This window comes from Polyangium jinanense (assembly GCF_028435265.1).
Lineage (GTDB): Bacteria > Myxococcota_A > Polyangia > Polyangiales > Polyangiaceae > Polyangium > Polyangium jinanense.
The window spans coordinates 68,667-86,590 of sequence record NZ_JAGTJK010000015.1; the positions used below are offsets into that span (position 1 = coordinate 68,667).

General features: G+C 69.3%; 21 protein-coding genes. 9 read left to right on the top strand and 12 right to left on the bottom strand.

The genetic code is table 11. The annotated features are described in order from the left end of the window. Nucleotides 1-86: 86 nt before the first annotated feature. Nucleotides 87-707, top strand: coding sequence for a hypothetical protein (locus KEG38_RS25610; RefSeq protein ID WP_272422521.1), 621 nt, complete (start codon nucleotides 87-89; stop codon nucleotides 705-707). Between the two features lie 19 nt (nucleotides 708-726). Here the strand turns inward: KEG38_RS25610 and KEG38_RS25615 are convergent, their stop codons facing one another. Continuing rightward, complete coding sequence (locus KEG38_RS25615) at nucleotides 727-1,347, bottom strand: hypothetical protein (RefSeq protein ID WP_272422523.1); 621 nt, start codon at nucleotides 1,345-1,347, stop codon at nucleotides 727-729. Between the two features lie 127 nt (nucleotides 1,348-1,474). Here KEG38_RS25615 and KEG38_RS25620 point away from each other — a divergent pair, with 127 nt between their 5' ends. From KEG38_RS25620 to KEG38_RS25630, 3 genes are read left to right on the top strand one after another with little or no spacing between them, the layout of a single operon-like run. Then, a complete protein-coding gene (locus tag KEG38_RS25620) occupies nucleotides 1,475-2,116 on the top strand; it encodes an O-methyltransferase (RefSeq protein ID WP_272422524.1) in 642 nt (213 codons plus the stop codon). A gap of 31 nt (nucleotides 2,117-2,147) precedes the next feature. After that, nucleotides 2,148-2,948 carry a type III pantothenate kinase gene (locus KEG38_RS25625; protein ID WP_272422525.1) on the top strand — a complete coding sequence of 267 codons (801 nt, stop codon included), beginning with the start codon at nucleotides 2,148-2,150 and terminating at the stop codon, nucleotides 2,946-2,948. Continuing rightward, a complete protein-coding gene (locus tag KEG38_RS25630) occupies nucleotides 2,945-3,928 on the top strand; it encodes a FecCD family ABC transporter permease (RefSeq protein ID WP_272422526.1) in 984 nt (327 codons plus the stop codon). The genes KEG38_RS25625 and KEG38_RS25630 overlap by 4 nt, the downstream gene beginning before the upstream one ends. On the opposite strand, the gene KEG38_RS25635 is transcribed toward KEG38_RS25630, so the two are convergent. From KEG38_RS25635 to KEG38_RS25665, 7 genes are all read right to left on the bottom strand, one after another. Beyond that, nucleotides 3,925-4,599 carry a glutathione S-transferase family protein gene (locus KEG38_RS25635; RefSeq protein WP_272422527.1) on the bottom strand — a complete coding sequence of 225 codons (675 nt, stop codon included), beginning with the start codon at nucleotides 4,597-4,599 and terminating at the stop codon, nucleotides 3,925-3,927. The genes KEG38_RS25630 and KEG38_RS25635 overlap by 4 nt on opposite strands. A 49-nt stretch (nucleotides 4,600-4,648) precedes the next feature. Beyond that, nucleotides 4,649-5,581, bottom strand: coding sequence for a hypothetical protein (locus KEG38_RS25640; protein WP_272422528.1), 933 nt, complete (start codon nucleotides 5,579-5,581; stop codon nucleotides 4,649-4,651). Continuing rightward, nucleotides 5,581-7,551, bottom strand: coding sequence for a cytochrome C peroxidase (locus KEG38_RS25645; protein ID WP_272422529.1), 1,971 nt, complete (start codon nucleotides 7,549-7,551; stop codon nucleotides 5,581-5,583). Before KEG38_RS25645 ends, KEG38_RS25640 begins: the two co-directional genes overlap by 1 nt. 168 nt (nucleotides 7,552-7,719) lie before the next feature. Further along, the gene (locus KEG38_RS25650; protein WP_272422530.1) at nucleotides 7,720-8,118 is read right to left on the bottom strand and encodes a (deoxy)nucleoside triphosphate pyrophosphohydrolase; all 399 of its coding nucleotides are present in this window, start codon (nucleotides 8,116-8,118) and stop codon (nucleotides 7,720-7,722) included. Nucleotides 8,119-8,179: 61 nt separating this feature from the next. Continuing rightward, nucleotides 8,180-9,220: an FHA domain-containing protein gene (locus tag KEG38_RS55615; RefSeq protein ID WP_272422531.1), complete on the bottom strand. Its 1,041-nt coding sequence runs from the start codon at nucleotides 9,218-9,220 to the stop codon at nucleotides 8,180-8,182. A 158-nt stretch (nucleotides 9,221-9,378) separates the two neighbouring features. Continuing rightward, nucleotides 9,379-9,990: a Holliday junction branch migration protein RuvA gene (gene ruvA, locus KEG38_RS25660; RefSeq protein ID WP_272422532.1), complete on the bottom strand. Its 612-nt coding sequence runs from the start codon at nucleotides 9,988-9,990 to the stop codon at nucleotides 9,379-9,381. Next, the gene (locus tag KEG38_RS25665) at nucleotides 9,987-10,529 is read right to left on the bottom strand and encodes a hypothetical protein (RefSeq protein WP_272422533.1); all 543 of its coding nucleotides are present in this window, start codon (nucleotides 10,527-10,529) and stop codon (nucleotides 9,987-9,989) included. The genes ruvA and KEG38_RS25665 overlap by 4 nt, the downstream gene beginning before the upstream one ends. A 98-nt stretch (nucleotides 10,530-10,627) precedes the next feature. On the opposite strand from KEG38_RS25665, the gene KEG38_RS25670 reads away from it, so the two are divergent. Both KEG38_RS25670 and KEG38_RS25675 read left to right on the top strand, forming a co-directional pair. Continuing rightward, on the top strand, nucleotides 10,628-11,104 hold the full coding sequence (locus tag KEG38_RS25670; RefSeq protein ID WP_272422534.1) for a coiled-coil domain-containing protein: 477 nt from the start codon (nucleotides 10,628-10,630) through the stop codon (nucleotides 11,102-11,104). Further along, nucleotides 11,101-12,417, top strand: coding sequence for a LysM peptidoglycan-binding domain-containing protein (locus KEG38_RS25675; protein WP_272422535.1), 1,317 nt, complete (start codon nucleotides 11,101-11,103; stop codon nucleotides 12,415-12,417). The genes KEG38_RS25670 and KEG38_RS25675 overlap by 4 nt, the downstream gene beginning before the upstream one ends. A 368-nt stretch (nucleotides 12,418-12,785) precedes the next feature. On the opposite strand, the gene KEG38_RS25680 is transcribed toward KEG38_RS25675, so the two are convergent. Further along, entirely contained in the window at nucleotides 12,786-13,196 is a 411-nt protein-coding gene (locus KEG38_RS25680; RefSeq protein ID WP_272422536.1) for a hypothetical protein, read from the bottom strand. 69 nt (nucleotides 13,197-13,265) lie between these two features. On the opposite strand from KEG38_RS25680, the gene KEG38_RS25685 reads away from it, so the two are divergent. After that, nucleotides 13,266-13,694 carry a hypothetical protein gene (locus KEG38_RS25685; RefSeq protein ID WP_272422537.1) on the top strand — a complete coding sequence of 143 codons (429 nt, stop codon included), beginning with the start codon at nucleotides 13,266-13,268 and terminating at the stop codon, nucleotides 13,692-13,694. Between the two features lie 6 nt (nucleotides 13,695-13,700). Here the strand turns inward: KEG38_RS25685 and KEG38_RS25690 are convergent, their stop codons facing one another. The 3 genes from KEG38_RS25690 to KEG38_RS25700 are packed head-to-tail and all read right to left on the bottom strand — an operon-like array spanning nucleotide 13,701 to nucleotide 15,717. Further along, complete coding sequence (locus KEG38_RS25690; protein ID WP_272422538.1) at nucleotides 13,701-14,105, bottom strand: hypothetical protein; 405 nt, start codon at nucleotides 14,103-14,105, stop codon at nucleotides 13,701-13,703. Then, complete coding sequence (locus KEG38_RS25695) at nucleotides 14,102-14,605, bottom strand: hypothetical protein (protein ID WP_272422539.1); 504 nt, start codon at nucleotides 14,603-14,605, stop codon at nucleotides 14,102-14,104. The genes KEG38_RS25690 and KEG38_RS25695 overlap by 4 nt, the downstream gene beginning before the upstream one ends. Further along, complete coding sequence (locus KEG38_RS25700) at nucleotides 14,602-15,717, bottom strand: radical SAM protein (RefSeq protein WP_272422540.1); 1,116 nt, start codon at nucleotides 15,715-15,717, stop codon at nucleotides 14,602-14,604. The genes KEG38_RS25695 and KEG38_RS25700 overlap by 4 nt, the downstream gene beginning before the upstream one ends. 104 nt (nucleotides 15,718-15,821) lie before the next feature. Here KEG38_RS25700 and KEG38_RS25705 point away from each other — a divergent pair, with 104 nt between their 5' ends. After that, nucleotides 15,822-16,994: an AAA family ATPase gene (locus tag KEG38_RS25705; protein WP_272422541.1), complete on the top strand. Its 1,173-nt coding sequence runs from the start codon at nucleotides 15,822-15,824 to the stop codon at nucleotides 16,992-16,994. Then, a complete protein-coding gene (locus tag KEG38_RS25710; protein WP_272422542.1) occupies nucleotides 16,991-17,542 on the top strand; it encodes a DUF4276 family protein in 552 nt (183 codons plus the stop codon). The genes KEG38_RS25705 and KEG38_RS25710 overlap by 4 nt, the downstream gene beginning before the upstream one ends. Nucleotides 17,543-17,924 lie beyond the last annotated feature (382 nt).

Below are 17,924 nucleotides of genomic sequence, written 5' to 3' on the forward strand. Positions count from 1 at the left end.
TCGCGCCGGCCGTCGGTCCGACGGGCATCCCCTCCTGCAGCGAAGACCTCGACGCGCCCCTTCCACGGAGCTTGCCGGGCGCGCCCGTGGTCAAGCCACGCCCGCGGCTCTACCGCGTCGGCGCGACGGTGGGTTCCGCCTGGACAAACCTCGTCTTCGCAGGGAAGTACGACGTCGCCATCGATCGGCGCGCGGCCGTCGCCACGTTCGAGCGCAGGCTCGGCGCCAGGTGGACGCTGCAGCTCGGCGCGGGCGGCATCCTCTGGGGCAGCCTGCGCGAGGGCGCGCGACGCTACGACTTCGGCCCCGGCTGGTCCGCCTCCGTCGCCACGTCCTACCGCCTGCTCGACGGCCGTGATCGCTTTCCCTTCGTGATCCTCGGCGCCTCGCTCGCCTTCGCGGGCGCGGAGACCCGCGAGGCGCGCCGCGACGCGCCCGCCGTGCCGTACTACGCCGGCGATCTCCGCCTCAGCGCGGTCGCGGGAAAGACGTTCTACGACGTGCTCAGCCCCTACGCCGTCGCCCGCGTGTTCGGCGGCCCGATCTTCTGGCAGGTCGACGGCGAGGATCGACAGGGGACCGATCGCTACAAGTTCCAGCTCGGCCTCGGCCTCGTGGCCACGTTGCCGATCGGTCTCGACGTCTTCGCGGAGATCATCCCGCTCGGCGAGCGGAGCGTGACGAGCGGCGCGGGTTTTTCTTTCTAGAACCGCCCGCGCCGGTGCTCTAGCCGCAGGTGCAGGTGAAGGGATCGACGCACTCGAGGTTCTGGAACGCGCAGTCGAAGACGCACGCGAAGGGGTTGCACGCGACGCCGCCGTCACCCGTGCTGCCACCCGAGCACGTGCCGCCCATGCAGGTCTGACCGGCCGCGCAATCCGCGTCCGAGCAACACTGCGACTGGCAGACGCACGCGAACCCGTTCTTCACGTACCCCGAGTTGCAGCTCACGTCGCAGAGCCCCGTCGCGTTGCAGATCGCGGCGCCGTTCTGCACCGCCGGGCACGGCGTGCACGTCGTCGACGTGAAGCACCCCGTCGCGGGCGTGTTGCCCGCGCAAACACCGGCGCAGGCATGCTCCATCGCCCCGCACATTTGCCCGCCCGAGCTCGTGCTGCTCGACGAGCTGCTGCTCGACGCGCTGCTGCTCGACGCGCTGCTACTCGACGAGCTGCTGCTGCTCGACGCGCCGCCCATGCCGCTGGGACCGCTCGAGCCGCCTTCGCCGCCTTCGCCGCCTTCGCCGCCTTCGCCGAACCCTGGCTGGGTCGCGGTCGCGCAACCGCTGCCGAGCCACGCCCCGAACCCGAGCGCCACCACAACCAAGCCAAGCCGCTTCGTGCTCACGACGAACCTCCGCCGCGATGTTCACCCGTTTTTCCCGCGAGTGGAAGCTTCACCGACGATGACGTCGTGGTACGGCGTGGTAGACGAACCTCGCCGCGCACGTCGATGCGACGGCCGTGGAGGACCCATGACGCCCATCATTTCGCCCGAGCTGGACGATTACATCGAATCGCATACCCGCCCCCGTCCGCCGCTCTTCGACGAGCTGCGCGAGGCCACGTACGCCTCGATGACGTCGCCGCAGATGCAGGTCGGCCGCGTCGAGGGCACGTTCTTGAAGACGCTCTGCGCGCTCGTCGCGGCGCGTCGCGTGCTCGAGATCGGCACATTCACCGGCTTCTCCGCGCTCTGCATGGCCGAGGCGTTGCCCGACGACGGCGAGCTACTCACGCTCGACATCGACCCCGAGGCGACGCGGATCGCCCGCTCGTTCTTCGATCGCAGCCCGCACGGAAAGAAGATCCGCATCCTGCTCGGCAACGCCCTCGAGACCCTACGCACCTTGCCGCCGGGCAGCCCCTTCGACCTCGTCTTCATCGACGCCGACAAGGAGCGCTACGTCGATTATTACGAGGCCGTTCTTCCGCTCGTCCGCACGGGAGGCCTCATCGTCGGGGACAACACGCTCTGGAGCGGCAACGTCCTCTCGCCGAAGGCTCCCTCCGACCACGGCATCTGCCGCTTCAACGACGTGGTCAACGCCGATCCGCGCGTCGAGAACGTCCTGCTCTCCATCCGCGACGGCATGATGCTCGCGCGGAAGCTCTGACCCACCCCGCGGAAGTGGTAAAGGTTCTCCCATGCTGCTCGTCGTCGACGTGGGCAACACGAACATCTCGTTTGGCGTGTTCGAGGGGACGAAACTCCTTCACCACGTGCGCTCCGAGAGCGCGCGCAGCCGCACGGCCGACGAGTATGCGGTGCTCGTCCGGCAGATGCTCGCGCTGCGCGGCGTCGATCCCGACCTCATCGATCACGCCATCATCGCGAGCGTCGTCCCGACCCTGACCGACACGATGATCGAGCTCGTGCGCCGCGCCTTCCGCCGCGAGCCGTTTGTCGTCGGCCCCGGCATCAAGACGGGCATGGCCATCCTGTACGAGAACCCGCGCGAGGTCGGCGCTGATCGCATCGTGAACGCCGTCGCCGCCTACGAGTGGGCGAAGGGCCCCGTCATCGTCGTCGACTTCGGCACGGCCACGACGTTCGACTGCGTGACGCCGAAGGGCGAGTACCTCGGCGGCGTGATCACGCCCGGCGTGCAGATCAGCGCCGAGGCGCTCTTCTCCCGCGCCGCGCGCCTCTCCCGCGTGGAGATCACCTTGCCCCCCAAGGTCGTCGGGCGAAACCCGGTGCACAGCATGCAATCGGGCATCGTGTACGGCTACGCGGGCCTCGTGGACGGCCTGTGCAAGCGCCTCGTGGCCGAGCTCGGCTACACGTGCCGCATTGTCGCCACGGGTGGCCTCGCGCGGCTCATCGCGCCGCTCACCGAGTCCATCGAGGAGGTCGACGACAACCTCACGCTCACGGGCCTGCGCCTGCTCTACGAGCGCAACGCGCAGGAGCCGCGCGCGTCCGCGAGGGCCGAAGGCGCTTGATCCGCCGTCCGATCCTGCCTGCCGCCGCGCTCCTCGTCCTCGTCACCGCCCTCGCGCTCGCCTTCGGCACCGAGCCGATCTCCCTCTCGAACGCCCTCGCCGAGCCCGGCCTCGCACGCACGATCCTGCTCGACGTGCGCATGCCGCGCGTCGCGCTCGCTGCCATGGCCGGCGCCGGCCTCGGCGTCGTCGGGGCCGCGTTCCAGGCGCTCCTGCGAAACCCGCTCGCCGAGCCGTACGTGCTCGGCGTCTCGGGTGGCGCCGCGCTCGGCGCGACGACCGCCATCGCGCTCGGCCTCGGCGCGACCACACTCCTCGGCGCCGCGCTGATTCCCGCCGCCTCGCTCCTCGGCGGCCTCGTCGCCACGTCGCTCGTCTACGCCGTCGCGCGTGGCATGCGCGGCGGCGCCTCGGGCACGGCGATCCTGCTCGCCGGCGTGATGGTCAACTCCATGGCCGCCGCGCTCATCACCTTCCTGAAGGCGCTCGTCCCGCCGTCACGCGCGCAGCAGCTCTTGCGCTGGCTCGTCGGCTTCGTGGACCTGCCGCACGTCTCGTCGCTGCTCGCGGCCCTCGTGTACGTGGGCGTCGGGTGCTTCGTGCTCCTGCTCGACGCGGGGCGCCTCAACGTCCTCGTGCTCGGTGACGAGACGGCCGGCACACTCGGCGTCGACGTGCGCGCGCTCGAGCGACGCACCTTCATCGCGTCCTCGTGTGTCGTCGGCGCGATCGTCAGCTTGACGGGCCTCATCGGCTTCGTGGGCCTCGTCGTCCCGCACGCCGTGCGCCGGCTCATCGGTCCCGATCAGCGCCGCGTGCTGCCCGTCTCGCTGCTCTCGGGTGCGACGATGCTCATCGGCTGCGACCTCGTCGCGCGCCTCTCGTTCCGCTCGCTCGGCACCGAGCCGCCGGTCGGCGCGGTGACGGCGCTGATCGGCGGCCCAGCATTCCTCGTGCTCCTGCGTCGCTCGGGCGGTTAACCCTGCATCACCCGCGCGAACGCCGGCCGCGCGATGCACCGCGCGACCCACGCGTTCACGTTCGGGAACGGGCTCACGTCGATGCCGAAGCGCCCCAGGAAGGGGATCGCCGGCGCGATGGAGATGTCGACGAACGAGAACGTGTTGCCCACGAGGTATTCCTTGCCCTCGAGTGCCTCGTTCAGGATCGCAAGATGCGACGCGAGATCCTTCTTCGCGGCCTCGGCGGCCTTCGGGCTCCGCTCATCCTCGGGGAAACGATCCAAGCTGTTGCGAAGGTACCGCTGCAGCGCCTCGCCGAACGTCACCGCGCCCCACGCCATCCACTTGAAGGCCTCGGCGCGATCGGGATTCGGCGGCGGGAAGAGGCCCTTGTCCGCGCCGAAACGCTCGCCGAGATAAAGCAGGATCGCGAGCCCTTCGAAGATCGGCCGGCCCTCGGCGACGAGCAGCGGCACCTTGCCGTTCGGGTTGAGCGCGAGGTACTCGGGCTTTTTCTGATCACCGGCCGCGAGGTCGAGCTTGAACTTCTCGTACGGAATGCCGAGCTCCTCGAGCGCCCAATGCACCCGCGACGCGCTCGTCATGGGCGCGTAATAGAACTTGAGATCCATCGCGATCGACCTTCCTCCCTGGGCGCGCATGGCGCCGCCGCCGAGCGTGTCCGACACGGCCGCGCGCGGCAAGGGGGGTTCGGGAAGGCTTTTTGGAGAGGGGTTCTTACTCTTCGGCGGGCTCGGCGATGGGCACCTCGAAGTCCTCGCCCATGTCGACGGTGCTCGCGCTCGCCGTGATGCCTTCGTCGTCCTCGGCCCAGCCCACGGACACGCTGAGGAGCGGCTCACGGTCGCGCTTCGTGCGGCTCATGCTCACGCTCACCTGGACCACGCGCATCATCATGTCGGCCGGGAGCGCCTGGCTCTGCGGCATGACGAATTGCGGATGGAACAACGGCGCGGGCCTGCGCGGCGAGGGCGCGCGGTTCGTCCGGATGCGCCCGGCGGCGACGATCATCGCGCCGTTCTTCGCGGCCCCGTCGAGCCCGATGCGGAGGTGCCCGCACTGCGTGAACCCGATCTGGCCGCGCGGATCCACGTACCCGATCCTCTCCTGCGAAGGCATCACGACCTGGAGCTCGCTGCCCTTGCGAAACCCGTACACCGTGTAGCTCGCGGGCCCCTTCGCGAGCGTGGTGAGCGACACGCGTGTCGTCACCACTTGCCGGATGCTCGACGTTCGCGCGTCGAGCCAGGCGTCGACGATCTCGAGCTCCGCCTCGCCTGGCTTGCGCTCGACGAGACGCTCGACACGCATCGGGAGCACGGCGCCCACGCGGATGCTCGTCTGCGCGACGCCCGAGGGCGCCACACCCGGCGGAATCGCGCCCACCGCCACGCAACGGCCGCCGTCGGCGACCACGGTCGCGAACGACTGCTGCACCCTCATCGCGTTCTCGTCGACGCGCACGCTGTCGATGCGCTCGCCCGCGGGAATCGCGTCCGGCGCGTCCTTCGGATGCAGCATCTCCGGCACGCGCGCCTCGGGCACCGACGAGAAGCTCGGCGACCCCGCGGCCTCGGCCGGCGCGCCCGCCACGAGCGCGAGCGACGCCGCCGCGATCGCCACACACGAGCTCTTTGCGAGGCCGCGCATCACAGGCTCCTCATGTAGGCCTCGAGCGCGTCGAGCTCGTCCTTCGAGAGGTGCTTCGTGTGGCCCATCTTGCCGTCGGCATCGACCAGGAGCGAACGCAAGGTCGCGTAACGGCCGTCGTGGAAGTACGGCGCCGTGCCGCCGACGAAGCGCAGCGAGGGCGTGTCGAACGTGGCCGCGACGTCGGCATCGGCGCGGCTCGAAACGTCGTGCGCCGTGTGATCGGTCCACGCGCCCTCGTCGCGATGACAGGTCCCGCAGCCCGTCTGCGCCGAGTGGAAGACCGCCTTGCCGCGCTGAACGAGCACGTCGTTCGAGTCGTTCCGCGTCTCGGCCTGCGGAGGCCGCAGGCTCGTGGCGAAGGCGATCAGCGCGTCGATCTCGCGCCGCGCGAGCCCCGCGCCGCCGAGCCGACCGAACGTTTCCGAAAGGTGCGCCTCGACGCTGTCGCCGCGGCCCGTCCATCCATACGGCGCCGTCTTCGCCAGCCTGCCCGCGAGCATCGGCGTTTGTCGCGGCCCCTCCGGCGTCGCCCACGTCAGCGCGTCGTCACGCCCATCGGGATGGCAGCTCGCGCAGGCGCGGCCGTCGTTCGAGATGCGCGCATCTCCGCTTGCGTGAAAGAGCTTCCGGCCGAGCTCGAGATCGGCCGTCGCCGCCGTCTGCGCCTTGCGTGAGAGTCCGACGCGCATGATGGCAGGCGCGTCCGCCTGGTTTGCCGCATCCTTCGCGCCGAGCGGCGCAACCTGGAGGGTGCGATCGAACTGCGACCACACGACGAGCCGCCGGCCCTCCGGATCCACCGCGAGCCCCGTCGGCCCCGCGGCGACCGCGAAGCGACGCCGCTCGGCCCGCTGCGGATCGGCCGCCGCCGCGTCGTACTCGATGACCGTGTCGATGCCGAGGCACGAGACGAAGAGCGAGCGCGATGCCGGATCGATCGCCGCGGCCCGCGGGAGCAGACACGCAGGACGAGGCCGCACCATGCCCACCATCTGCCGCACGTCCGGCTTCACGTTCACCGACTCGCCGATCGGCTGCTCGGTGTCCTCGTCGACGACCGCGACCGACGCGACCTCCGGCGGGTTCATCCCGCCGCTGCCGTATCCCTCCGAGCGCTCCTCGGCGCGCCCCGGATCCACGAGCACCTGCGGCGCGAAGATGCGGCCCGAAAGATCCGTCGACTTCGCGAGCGCGAAGCCCTGGCACGCGCGCCGCTCGATCTCCTCGCCGCCGCCGAAGAGGGTGACCTTCCGCCGGAACCCGCCCTCCTCGATCCCGCCCACGTCCACCGGTCGCACGCGCTTGTCCGCGAGATCGACCACGCTCATCCGCGAGCCCACGACGTGCGCGACGAACGCCTTCTTGCCGTCGTCCGAGATCACCAGCGACCGAGGCTCGCGCGGCAGCGGCACCTCGTACGCGCGTCCCATGCTCGCCACGTCATACGCCGTGAGCGCCGCGCCCCAGGCGCTCGTCACGAGCAGCGTCCCATCGTCGAGCGTCGTCGCGAGCGCGACCGGCTCGACCGGCGTGGGCACCGTGCAAAGCGATGCGAGCGGCTGCGAAGGATCCGCCTCGGGCTCGAGCACCTCGACCGCCGCCTTGTCCCGGAGCGCCACCACGACGCGACCATCGGCCGCCACGAGAAGCTGCGACGGCGTCCCTCCGAGCTGCGTCGTCCCGAGCTCCTTCCCCGTCGCGACGTCGACCGTGTGGATGTTGCCGTCATCCTCGTCGGCGACGTACGCGATCGTCTTGTCTCCGGCCTTCGCCAGCGCGACCACGCCGCCCTGCCGCGCGCCGGCGAGCGGCTTCGCGCCTACGCCCGGGCGCACGCGCCCGCAGCTCCTCTCCCCGACGCCCGGCGCCTTTGCTTCGGCGCCTCCTCGTCCCGTGCTCCCACACCCCGCCGCGAGACCCGCCGTCGCCGCAGCAACCAGACCGATGACCGCAACGCTCTTTCGCATGGCGCCTCAACCTCCGCGGGAGACACTCACATTCCCAGCCGGACGCCGGCGCCCGCGGAGGGACTATGGACGAGCGGCCCGGTCTTTTGATTTACGCATCGCGAAAAAAAGCTGCGCGGAGGGTGTTCCCCAGGCGTCGCGAGCCGCGCAGCAGCCTGGGGGACACCCTCAGCCCATGCCGAGCAGCTTGTTCATGCTGGCTTCGTCGGCGGGCGTGAACGGGTGCTGATCGAACTCGGCGCTCGTGACCCACTTGAACGCATTCACCGCGAGCGGCGCGGGCGCGCCCGAGGTGATGCGGCACTCGTAGAGGTAGAGGTCCACGACGTACCGCTCGTACGGATGGCTCACGAAGGAGATGAGCTGCCCCGGCTCGACCTCGACCCCGAGCCGATGGCGGACCTCACGCTTGAGCGCCTCCGCGTCCGTCTCCGAGTCCTCCACGCGCCCGCCGGGGAACTCCCACAGCAAGGGCAACGAGGCCGTCGGACGGCGCTGCGTGATGAGGTAACGCCCTTCGTGCTCGATGACGGCAGCAACAACGCGAATCGTGCGCGGCGGTTCCATGGCCGACATTCTCCCCCGCCGGGACGAGCGGCGCCAGAAGCCGCTCGCCCGGAGAACCGTCTCAGAACTGAATGTTGATCCGGAAGAGCTGCTGGCCCATCAGGAGGACGTCCCCGTCGACGAGATCCACCTCCGACGAGATCCGGGTGAACGTGCCGTTGGAGCTGCCGAGATCCGTGACGAAGAGCTGGCCCCGCTCGTAGCTGATGCGGCAGTGCAGACCCGAGACGTAACCGTCCTCGGGGAAAAGCACGTCCCCACGCTCGCGGCCGAGGTGCAGGCCAGTCTCCGGGATCGGGAACGAGTTGCCCGTCGCGTCCCGGCCGATGATGAGCGCGATGCGACCCACGTAGCCCTTCGACGGGCTGCCGAGTCGCTCCACGCCGTCGGCCGTCGCCGGCATCGCCGAGAGCGCCTCGAAGCGGACGATCTCCTGGCCGATGCGGAACACGTCGCCGATCATCACGGCGATCGGCTCGTCACGGCGCAGCTTGCGGTAGACGCCGTTCAGCGAGCTCTCGTCGCGCACCGAGAGCTTGCCGTTCTTCGACACGAACGTGGCGTGCCGCGGCGAGAGGTAGTTGTCGCCGGCGAAGATCGCCCCGACATCACGGCCGATCGTGAACGTCGCCGACGGGAGCGTGTACGAGCCCGCCTCCGAGCCGTCCGCACGAAGCGCCGTCAAGACGACCGTCATCGCGCTCGAGTTCGGGGCCACGGGCGGCGCCGCGGGCGAGGCCATCGCCGGCACGCTGCCGGGCTTCGGCAGCGTCAGCTTCGCGCCGCACGACGCACAGAATCGGTTCGTCTGCGCATTCGTGTGCCCGCAGTCCTTGCACACCACCGGCCCCACGGACGGCGTGGCCTGCGCTGCGATCGGCGGATGCACGGCCGCGGGCGTCGGCGGGAATTGCGCCACCGCGCCCTTCACGCCCATGTCGTCCGTCACGGCTCCGGGGCGAACGGCGGGGATGCCCTGTGGGGGCGTCCCGCCCGCCGCGAACTTCTTCGGAGACGCGTCCCGCGGCAGCTCGGATCCGCAGCCGAGGCAGAACTTGTAGTGGTCCTGGTTCTCCTTGTTGCACTTGGGACAGGTAATCACGCCGCCTCCTCGGGCATTGCCGACACCGGCCCAACCGGACCGCGGCGCCGAGCATATTCGGGCCTATTTTTTTTGTCGAGGCTTCTCACGCGGCGTCGCGGCGCGCCGCTCGTACGTCGCGCCGAGGGGGCGCGTCGTCGTTCGTCCCGGAGAACGATTTACTTGGAGGAAAGGAGCGCGAGCGCCTCGCGCACGAGATCCCCGAGCGGCTCGGTCTGCACGCGTGCTCCGAGCGCCGTCACCGCACGCTCGGCCTCGGCCGGCCGGAAACCCATCCGCGTGAGCGCGCCGTGCAAGAGCTCCGCTTTGCCCTCGGGCGCGACGGGCGCCTTCGCCTCGGTGCCCTTCGCGACGACCGGCGCCGCCGCGAGCTTGCCCTTGAGCTCCAGGATGAGCCGCTCCGCAGTCTTCTTGCCGACCCCGGGCACGGCCACGAGCCGCGACGCCTCGCCGCGCGCGATCGCCGCCGCGAGCTCACCCGCCGGCAGCGCGCCGAGGATCGACATCGCGATCTTCGGTCCGATGCTGGAGACGCCGATCAGCGAGCGAAACGCCGCGCGATCGTCGAGCGTCGGGAAGCCGTAGAGGGCGAAGGTATCTTCCCGGACGTGCGTGTGCACATAGAGGGTGACCACGCCGTCACCCTCCCGCGACGCACGTCCAAGCGCGCCGAGCGGCACCGTGACCTCGTAGCCGACCCCTCCGACGTCGATGACGACGACGCCCTCGGCCGAGTCCTCGACGATGCGGCCCGAAAGCCTGCCGATCAATCCTTCTTCGCTCCCTGCGCGATCCAGCGACGAACCGTGTCGCGCGCCGTCTGCGGCAGAAGGTCGCCCGTGAGCGGCATCGTGCCGCCGCACGCCGCGTCGCAGACGACGGCGCTGCACGTGAGCGTGCCGTCCATCTTGTGCATGAGGAAGCTCGTCTCGGGGCTGTTCGGCTCGACGATCTTCATCCCCGTCGCCTTCGTGGCGGCGACGCCGACGTTCTGCGCGAAGATCGCGTCGATCTCCGCCTGGGTCGGGGCCGTCCCGCTGTTCGCCGGGCCGAGGTAAGGCTGACCGGGCTGACCGGCGACGGCGCCGTGACACGACGCGCCGCCGAGGCCGCAGGAGTTGCGGAAGATCGGGAGCACGTCACCGGAGAACGTCACCGCGGGGGCCGCCTTGTCGAACGATCCATAGTCGTAGCAAGTATCGTCCGCGGTTCCTTCGTCGGAGCAACCTGCCACGCCGAAGGCGAGCGCAGCGAGGGAGGCAAGAGCAGCAATCGTCAAGGATACGAGTTTGTTCGAGCGCTTCGACATGGCCCCGACCCTACCAGAATTCCGCGCCGAGACAGCTAGGGAGATAGGCCGCTCATCGCTTGGCCCACGCACGCCTTGGGCACTACCATCGGTGCGGCATGCGGTCCCTCTGCGCCCTCGCCTTCGTCCTCTTCGCATCCGGCTGCGCCGGTGGGGGGCAAGACGCCCTCCGCAAGGAGATCGAGGCGCTGCGCCAGGAGGTGGGACGCGTCCGTGCAGACAACAACATCCTTTCAGCCCGGGTCGAGACGCTCGAGCTCGCGAACGCCAAGCTTTCCGCGCGAAATCAGGCGCCCGCGAGCACCCCGAAGAGCGCCGAGGACGATCGACCCGCGCTCGACGTCGTGCACCTCGCGCCGACCCCCGAAGGCGGTACGGCAGCGTCGCTCGCGCCAATCGCTGCAGCACAAAACGATGACGACCCGGGCGCATCGAACGAGCCCGACGACGCGCCTCGCCCGGTCCTGCGCTCCACGACCCGGGGCGAGGTGATCACGCAATCCGCAGCTCCCGCGCCGGCGAGCCCCGCGAAGGGCAAGCGCCCCCTCCCGAGCCCCCCGAGAACGGCACCATGAAGGACACACGCGCCCTCGCCCCCGCCCTCGTCCTCCTCTCCGTCGCAGCCGCGGGCCACGCAGGCGCACAGGAGGGTTCCGAAGCCGCGCCCGCGCCGGGCAACGGTCCGCAGGTCACGGTCGTGCAGGTGCCGCAGGCAGCGCCGCCACAGACGCAGGTCGTCGTGCCAGGCTACCCGCAGCCGGGCTTCAATCCCGACGCGCATCTGCCTTCGAGCTCGCGCTCGTCGTCCGACACGTCGCGCTCCGCAGACGGCTTCGATCTGCTGCCCGATCCGGCGTCGAGCGAGACCGTGCGCGGCACGGCAAACGGCGGCTTCGTGCTCGAAGGGCAACACGTGCCGGAGATCCACAGCGTGCGCAACGGCGACACGCTCTGGGACATCTCGAGCCGCTACTACAAGAACCCCTACAGCTGGCCGCGTCTCTGGGCGCAGAACCCGCAGATCCAGAACCCGCACTGGATCTACCCCGGTGATCAAGTGCGGCTGCGCGACGCCAGCGACGTCGGCCTGCCAGCCATGCAGCGCATCGCCTCCGGCCGGCGCAAGGTCGCGCCGCAGACGATCTTCCTGCGCGACACAGGCTGGCTCGACGACAAGAAGGACGACGTCTGGGGCGAGATCAACGGGAGCCCCGCAGACAAGATGCTGCTCAGCGCAGGCGACGACGTGTACGTCAAGCTCGACGAGAACCACGAGGTCGCCGTCGGCCAGCTCCTCACGATCTTCCGACCGCTCGTGACGAGCGGCGACGCCGCGCAGAAGGGCCAGCTCGTCTCGATCCGCGGCACGCTGCGCGTCGACCGGATCAACACGCAGACGCGCATGATCCGCGGCCGCGTGGTCGAGTCCCTCGACACCGTGGAGCGAGGCGCAAAGGTCGGTCCCGTCGACCGAAGTTTTGTGGTCATCCCGCCCGTGACGAGCGCCGACGACATCGAGGCGAAGATCGTGGCAGCGCTCTATCCGCACGCGTTCTACGGGCAGAACCAGATCGTGTTCCTCGACAAGGGCGAAAAGGAAGGCGTGAAGCCAGGCATGCGCTTCTTCGCGTTGCGCCGCGGCGATCGCTGGCGCCACACGCTGCGCGGCGCAGGCAAGTTCGCAACCGTGCGTCCCGTCATCGAGGACGATCGTCCCGCAAAAACGGAAGACTTCGCCCCACCCGGCGACGAGAACCTCTTCCCCGACGAGACATACGCCGAGCTGCGCGTAGTCAAGGTCCGCGAACACACGGCAACGGCGCTCGTGACAGCCTCGTCGCACGAGATCGAGCGCGGCTCGTTCGTGACGGCACGCAAGGGGTATTAGGGCGCGCGCGGGGCGTTGCCCCGCACCCCAGCAGGGGGCTATCCGCCCCCTGCACCCCGGACCAGGCACGGCCTGGACCGAGGGCGGAGAAACTGCGCGATGCGCAGTTTCTCCGACGGGCCCGTGGCAAGACCACGAGCGGCGTTCCAGCCGAGGCGGCAGCGCTGCCTCAGCCTCGAGCAGACACGTCGGTGCTGCGGCTTTGACGGGCAAGGTCGTTGCCGGTCTTGCCTCGGCCTGTTCGATGAACTGCGCGATGCGCAGTTCATCGACCCCGGGTCCAGCGCTTGCGCTGGTCCGGGTCCAGGGGTGGACAACCCCTGGTCGGGTCCGGGGTGAAACCCCGGCGCTACGCTGCCGAACCCCCTCTAAGGCGCGCCCGGTCCACCGAGCCAGACCGGAACGAACTGCGGCGAGGCAAGCGCCAAAATGCATGCGGCGGCTGCGAGCACGGCCCCGCCGTGGAGGAGCGCGAGGGCGGCCCGCGTCAGGCCTTTCGGCTGCGTTTGTCCGACGGAGCTCGCTGCCGCCAACGCGTTGGCGAGGGGAATGGTGAACGCGAGCCAGAGGAGTGGCGACGTCGTTTCGCCCGGGGACTTCGGCGTCACGAGGGCGGCGACGAGCAGGTAGGCCGAGAAAAGGTAGATGGTCGGGCTTTTGATGCGCTGCGCCGCGAGGTGCGCGCGGCCCTGGCGTGCGCCATGCACGCCTCGGAACACGGCCACGAGGACCGCGGCGAGGAGCCAAACGACGCAGAGGAGCCAGGCGAGGGGGTACATCGCGTCCGCGCGGAAGATTCCGCCATACCACGAACCAACCGTACGGCTGTCGTGGTAAACAAAGAAACCATGAAGCGTGCGGCCCTTCCGCTCGGTCTCGCTCTCCTTGCTCTCTACACGATCATGCCCTTGGGCTGTGGCGGGACGACGCCTGAGCCCAAAGGCCCCGACATCGGCGTCGTCGACGCGACTGTGGTCGTCGAGACGTGTCCGGATTCGAAGACCATGAACGCGAAGGCTGCGCACGCCGCGATCCAGAAGCTCGTCGAGAAGTGCAGCACGGTCCCCAACGGCAACGCGCACTTCTCGACCACGCTCATGCCGGGCGGTCGGATCATGCTCGCGTCTCCCTCTGGCAATCCGGACGACGGCGTCGTGCCCACGTGCGTGCTCTCGAATCAGCTCACGCACCGCGTGTATCTGAGGCAGCCGTGCAAGTTCGACGTCAAGCTCGAAGAACGCAAGGTCCAGCAGCAAGCCTCTGCTTCGGAGGAGTGAACCGCGTCAGCGCGGGCAGTACCACGAAGGCAGCGGCCACGGGTTCGGCGTCTGCGTCATGAGCGCCCAGCCGAAGTAGACGAAGTCCACGAGCAGTACGAGCCCACCCGCGCGCGCGACGGCCATCACCGCGCTCGGCCGCGACAGCCAGCGCGCACGCTGCGCGAGCACGTACACCGCTGCGCCTGCGGCGAGCGCGAAGACGAGCCCCACCGCCGTTCGCCCGTACCAGTCCATCCCGAGTCCCGCGGGCCGCGACGCGAAGACGAACCTTCGTTCGAGCGGCAAGTACCAGGGCACGGGCGACTTGCGCGCTGCGCTCACGAGGAACGCGAGCCCGTACGCGAGCCGCGCCGCGAGGAACGCGAGGAAGAGTCGCGCCGAGGGCGAAGGCGACTTCGTCTCGCTCATCCGATCCCCCGCACCGACGCGACGAGGATGCCGAGTGTCACGTTCAGCCACACCACGCCGCACACGATGAAACTCATCACCGCGTAGATACGCACGAGCCAGCGCTCCTCCGACGGCCGGAGCGTGAACGCGAGCGCGCCGAGCCCGAGCGCCACGACGAGCGTGAGCGAGGCGTAGACTTCTTTGACGTCGAACAATCCGGCGTAGAGCGGCGCGTACCGATCGAGGTAGATGCCGCGCACGTGGTAGCGGTACGTCGGGTAGAGCAGCGCGCCCACGGCGAAGGTGAAGACGTACGCGACGGCGACGACCTTCGCCCAGGTCTTCTCGGTCGCGACGCGGATGAACCGCTCGCGCAGGTAGTGGCGCATCGTGAGCGCGTGGTGCGTCGAGGCGCCGACGAGAACGATGCTGCCCGCGGCATGCAGCACCATGAGCAGGCGCCGCGCTCCGTAGAGGAACACGGCCTCCGTCTCGGGAGGCGCGCAAGGGTCGATCACGTTGAAGCCTCGGTTCGTCGCACGCGCGGACACTCGGGGTCGGGGCGGAAGGTGTTCGTCGCGTGGCGCGAGACGACCTGGCAACCGCCGCGACAGACGGGGAAGAGCTTGCACGAGGCGCAGGGCTCGGGCGGCGCTGCGTGATACGCGCGGAAGCGCTCGATCTCCTCGTTCGACGAAGGCGAGAAGCTGCACGGCGCGGCGCGCCCCGCGACGTCGAGCCCGCCGAGGTGCCTGCCGGCCTCGCAGCCGAAGACGCCGAGCGAAGCGAGCATGTCGGCCGCCCGAGGTTCTTCTGTGAGCGCCTCCGAGAGCAGCGGCACGAGCGCACAATCGATCCGCACCGAGAGGCGCCGCCGGTGAACGATCGCCGTGATGGCAGGCCAGAGCGCCTCTCGCTGCGCTGCCCCGAGTCGTGCCTCGAAGTAGCCGATCCCTGCCGCGCGTCCCTGCGGCTTGTACCGCAAGAGCTGGAGCTCCCCTGCCCCGAGATCGGCGACACGTTCGGCCGTGGCATCGAGATGCTCGAACGATCGCCGCGTGAGCACGAGGTTCACACCGACGGGGATCCCGACGCGCGCGAGGATTTCGATCGCCCGCTCGGCGACGCGCGCGCCGTCGAACCCGCGCACGGCCGCATACGCGCCGCCCACGCCGTCGTGGCTCACGTTGATCTGCGCGAACGCCCGGAGCTCCTTCGCGCGCTCCTCTCGCAACCCGAACCCACTCGTCGTCATCACGGGCACGAGCCCGAGCGAACGCGCGTAGGCCGCGAGCTCGCCGAGGTCCTCGCGAAGCAGCGGCTCGCCGCCGCCGAAGGCCACGGTCGAAGCGCCGAGCTCGGCCGCGGTGGTGAGCCTTCCGCGAAGCTCTTCCAGGGAAGGCTCCGCGCCGTCGGGCCGCGCGTCGAGGTAGCAGTCTGCGCACGGCGCGTGGCAACGCGCGTTCACCGCGAGATGCACTTCGAGCGGGCGCGGCGGCGCGGACGCGTCTGCGGGGTGCCCCGAGGGAACGCCGAGCCGCGCCGCGAGCGCGTGATCGACGGCGACGAGGGTTCGATCATCGAGACGAACCCACGCGCCGAAGGGCTCGGGGCGGGACCAGGGGGGCATGGGGATGGAGCGGTCTAGTGCGGACGGGCGCGGGCGTCACGGGGACGGACGAGCGGGGGCGTGCGCTTGACGGGGAAAGCGGGGTGCTCGAACCTTCGCGGGCGATGTTCCTGCGAAGCCTGAAGCTCAACCGGCTGCTCTCGTTCGGGCCCGACGCGGAGGCGGTCGAGCTGCGGCCGCTGAACGTGCTGATCGGGCCCAACGGGTCGGGGAAGTCGAATTTCATCGAGGCGATCGGGCTTTTGAAGGCGACGCCGAAGGATCTTGCGGTGCCGATCCGGGAAGGTGGAGGCATCGGGGCGTGGATCTGGCAAGGAGCGCCGGGAAAGACGGCAGAAATAGTCGCGGAGATCGATTACGGTGCCCCCACCAGGCACAACCGGTTCCAGCCCCCGATGAGACATCGGTTGACCCTGTTCGATGCGGACCACCGGGCGATGATCGGCATTGAAAAGCTTGAAGAGATCGTCGTCACCGGTGAAGCACGACGCCCTGAGGTGTACTTCGACGCCGAATGGATGGGTGGTGCGAATCTGTTTATCGATGGGCAAACTCGCGAACTTCAACCCTGGGATAGGGGCCAATCGGTGGTGTCGCAGGTGAAGGGCCCCGATTATCCCGCGCTCGATGTGCTCGGCGCCTTCTACGAGTCCATTCGCCTCTATCGTGACTTCAACTTTGGGCGTCGTTCCCCTCCTCGAAGACCCCAGCCCGCGGACCTGCCCACGGACCACTTGATGGAGAGCACGGAGAACCTGGGGCTGATCCTCAACAAGTTTCGTCGCGACGTACCCACCAAAAAGGCGCTCATCGAGGCACTCAAGAACATCTTCGAGGGTGTCACGGATTTCTCTGTCCAGGTCGAGGGTGGCACCGTCCAGATCTTCCTGGAAGAGGAGCGCTGGACGATCCCCGCCTCACGCCTCTCCGACGGCACGATGCGCTGGCTTTCGCTCCTCGCCATCCTTCTCGATCCCAAGCCCCCGCCCCTCGTTTGCATCGAGGAGCCCGAGCTCGGCTTGCACCCCGACCTGATGACCCCCCTCGCGCGTCTGCTGAAGGACGCCTCCGAGCGGATGCAGCTCATCATCACCACGCACTCGGAGGCGCTCGTCGACGCCTTCCGACACACGCCTGAGGACGTCCTCGTCTGCGAACGTCGAGAAGGATCGACGACGATGCGGCGGCTCGATCGTGAGCAGCTCGCGGAGTGGCTCCAGGACTACTCCCTCGGCCAACTCTGGTCCAAAGGCATCCTCGGAGGAAATCGGTGGTGAGCCGAGGCAAGGCCACGCCCTCCACGCCCGAGGTGTGGATCTTCGTGGAAGGTGGTGGATCGACGCGCGAGGAGCAGGCCGCCCTTCGCCTCGGCTTTTCCGACCTCTTCACCAAGGCGCTCGGGACGCGCCGTAAGCCGAGCGTCATCGCCAGCGGTGGACGCGACCAGGCGTTCAGGGAGTGGCAGCGCGCGCTCAAGACCAACCCCGAGAAGCTTTCCCTGCTGCTCGTCGACAGCGAAGGCACCGTCCCCGAGGGCGCGGCTCCCTGGGCTTGCTTGCAAGCACGCACCGGCGATACCCACTGGAGCAAACCGCAAGGCACGACCGACGACCAGCTCCACCTGATGGTCCAGGCCATGGAGGCCTGGTTCTTCGCGGACCGCGATGCGTTGGCGCGCTTCTATGACAAGGACTTCCAGCCCAGCGCGCTCCCGGCGCGCCCCGACGTCGAGAACATCCCCAAGCAGGAGCTGGCGAAATCACTCGCCCACGCCTCACGCAACACGACGAAGGGTCCTACACGAAGCACCATGGCTTCGCCCTGATCGGCCTCATCGATCCCGCCAAGGTCTGCGCCGCTTCTCCCTGGGCCGCTCGCTTCTTCGACCATCTCCTCGCCATCTGCCCCGCCCGCTGACCCTCACGACCTCGCCCCTCCAAGCCGCGACCTCGTCCCCCCGACCGACGAGCCCACCTCGGAGCGCTTCGGCTTCGTCCCCTGAAGCCACGACCCCACGTCGAATCCCTGCGGCCTCGTGTCTCCGGAGACTCGACCTCGCCTCCCTACCCCTCGGCCTCGTGTCTCCGAAGACTCGGCACCGTCTCTCCAACCGACGACCCACGTCGAATCCCTGCGGCCTAGAGTCTCCGGAGACTCGACGTCGCCTCTCGATCCCTCGACCTCGTGTCCCCGGAGACTCGACCCCG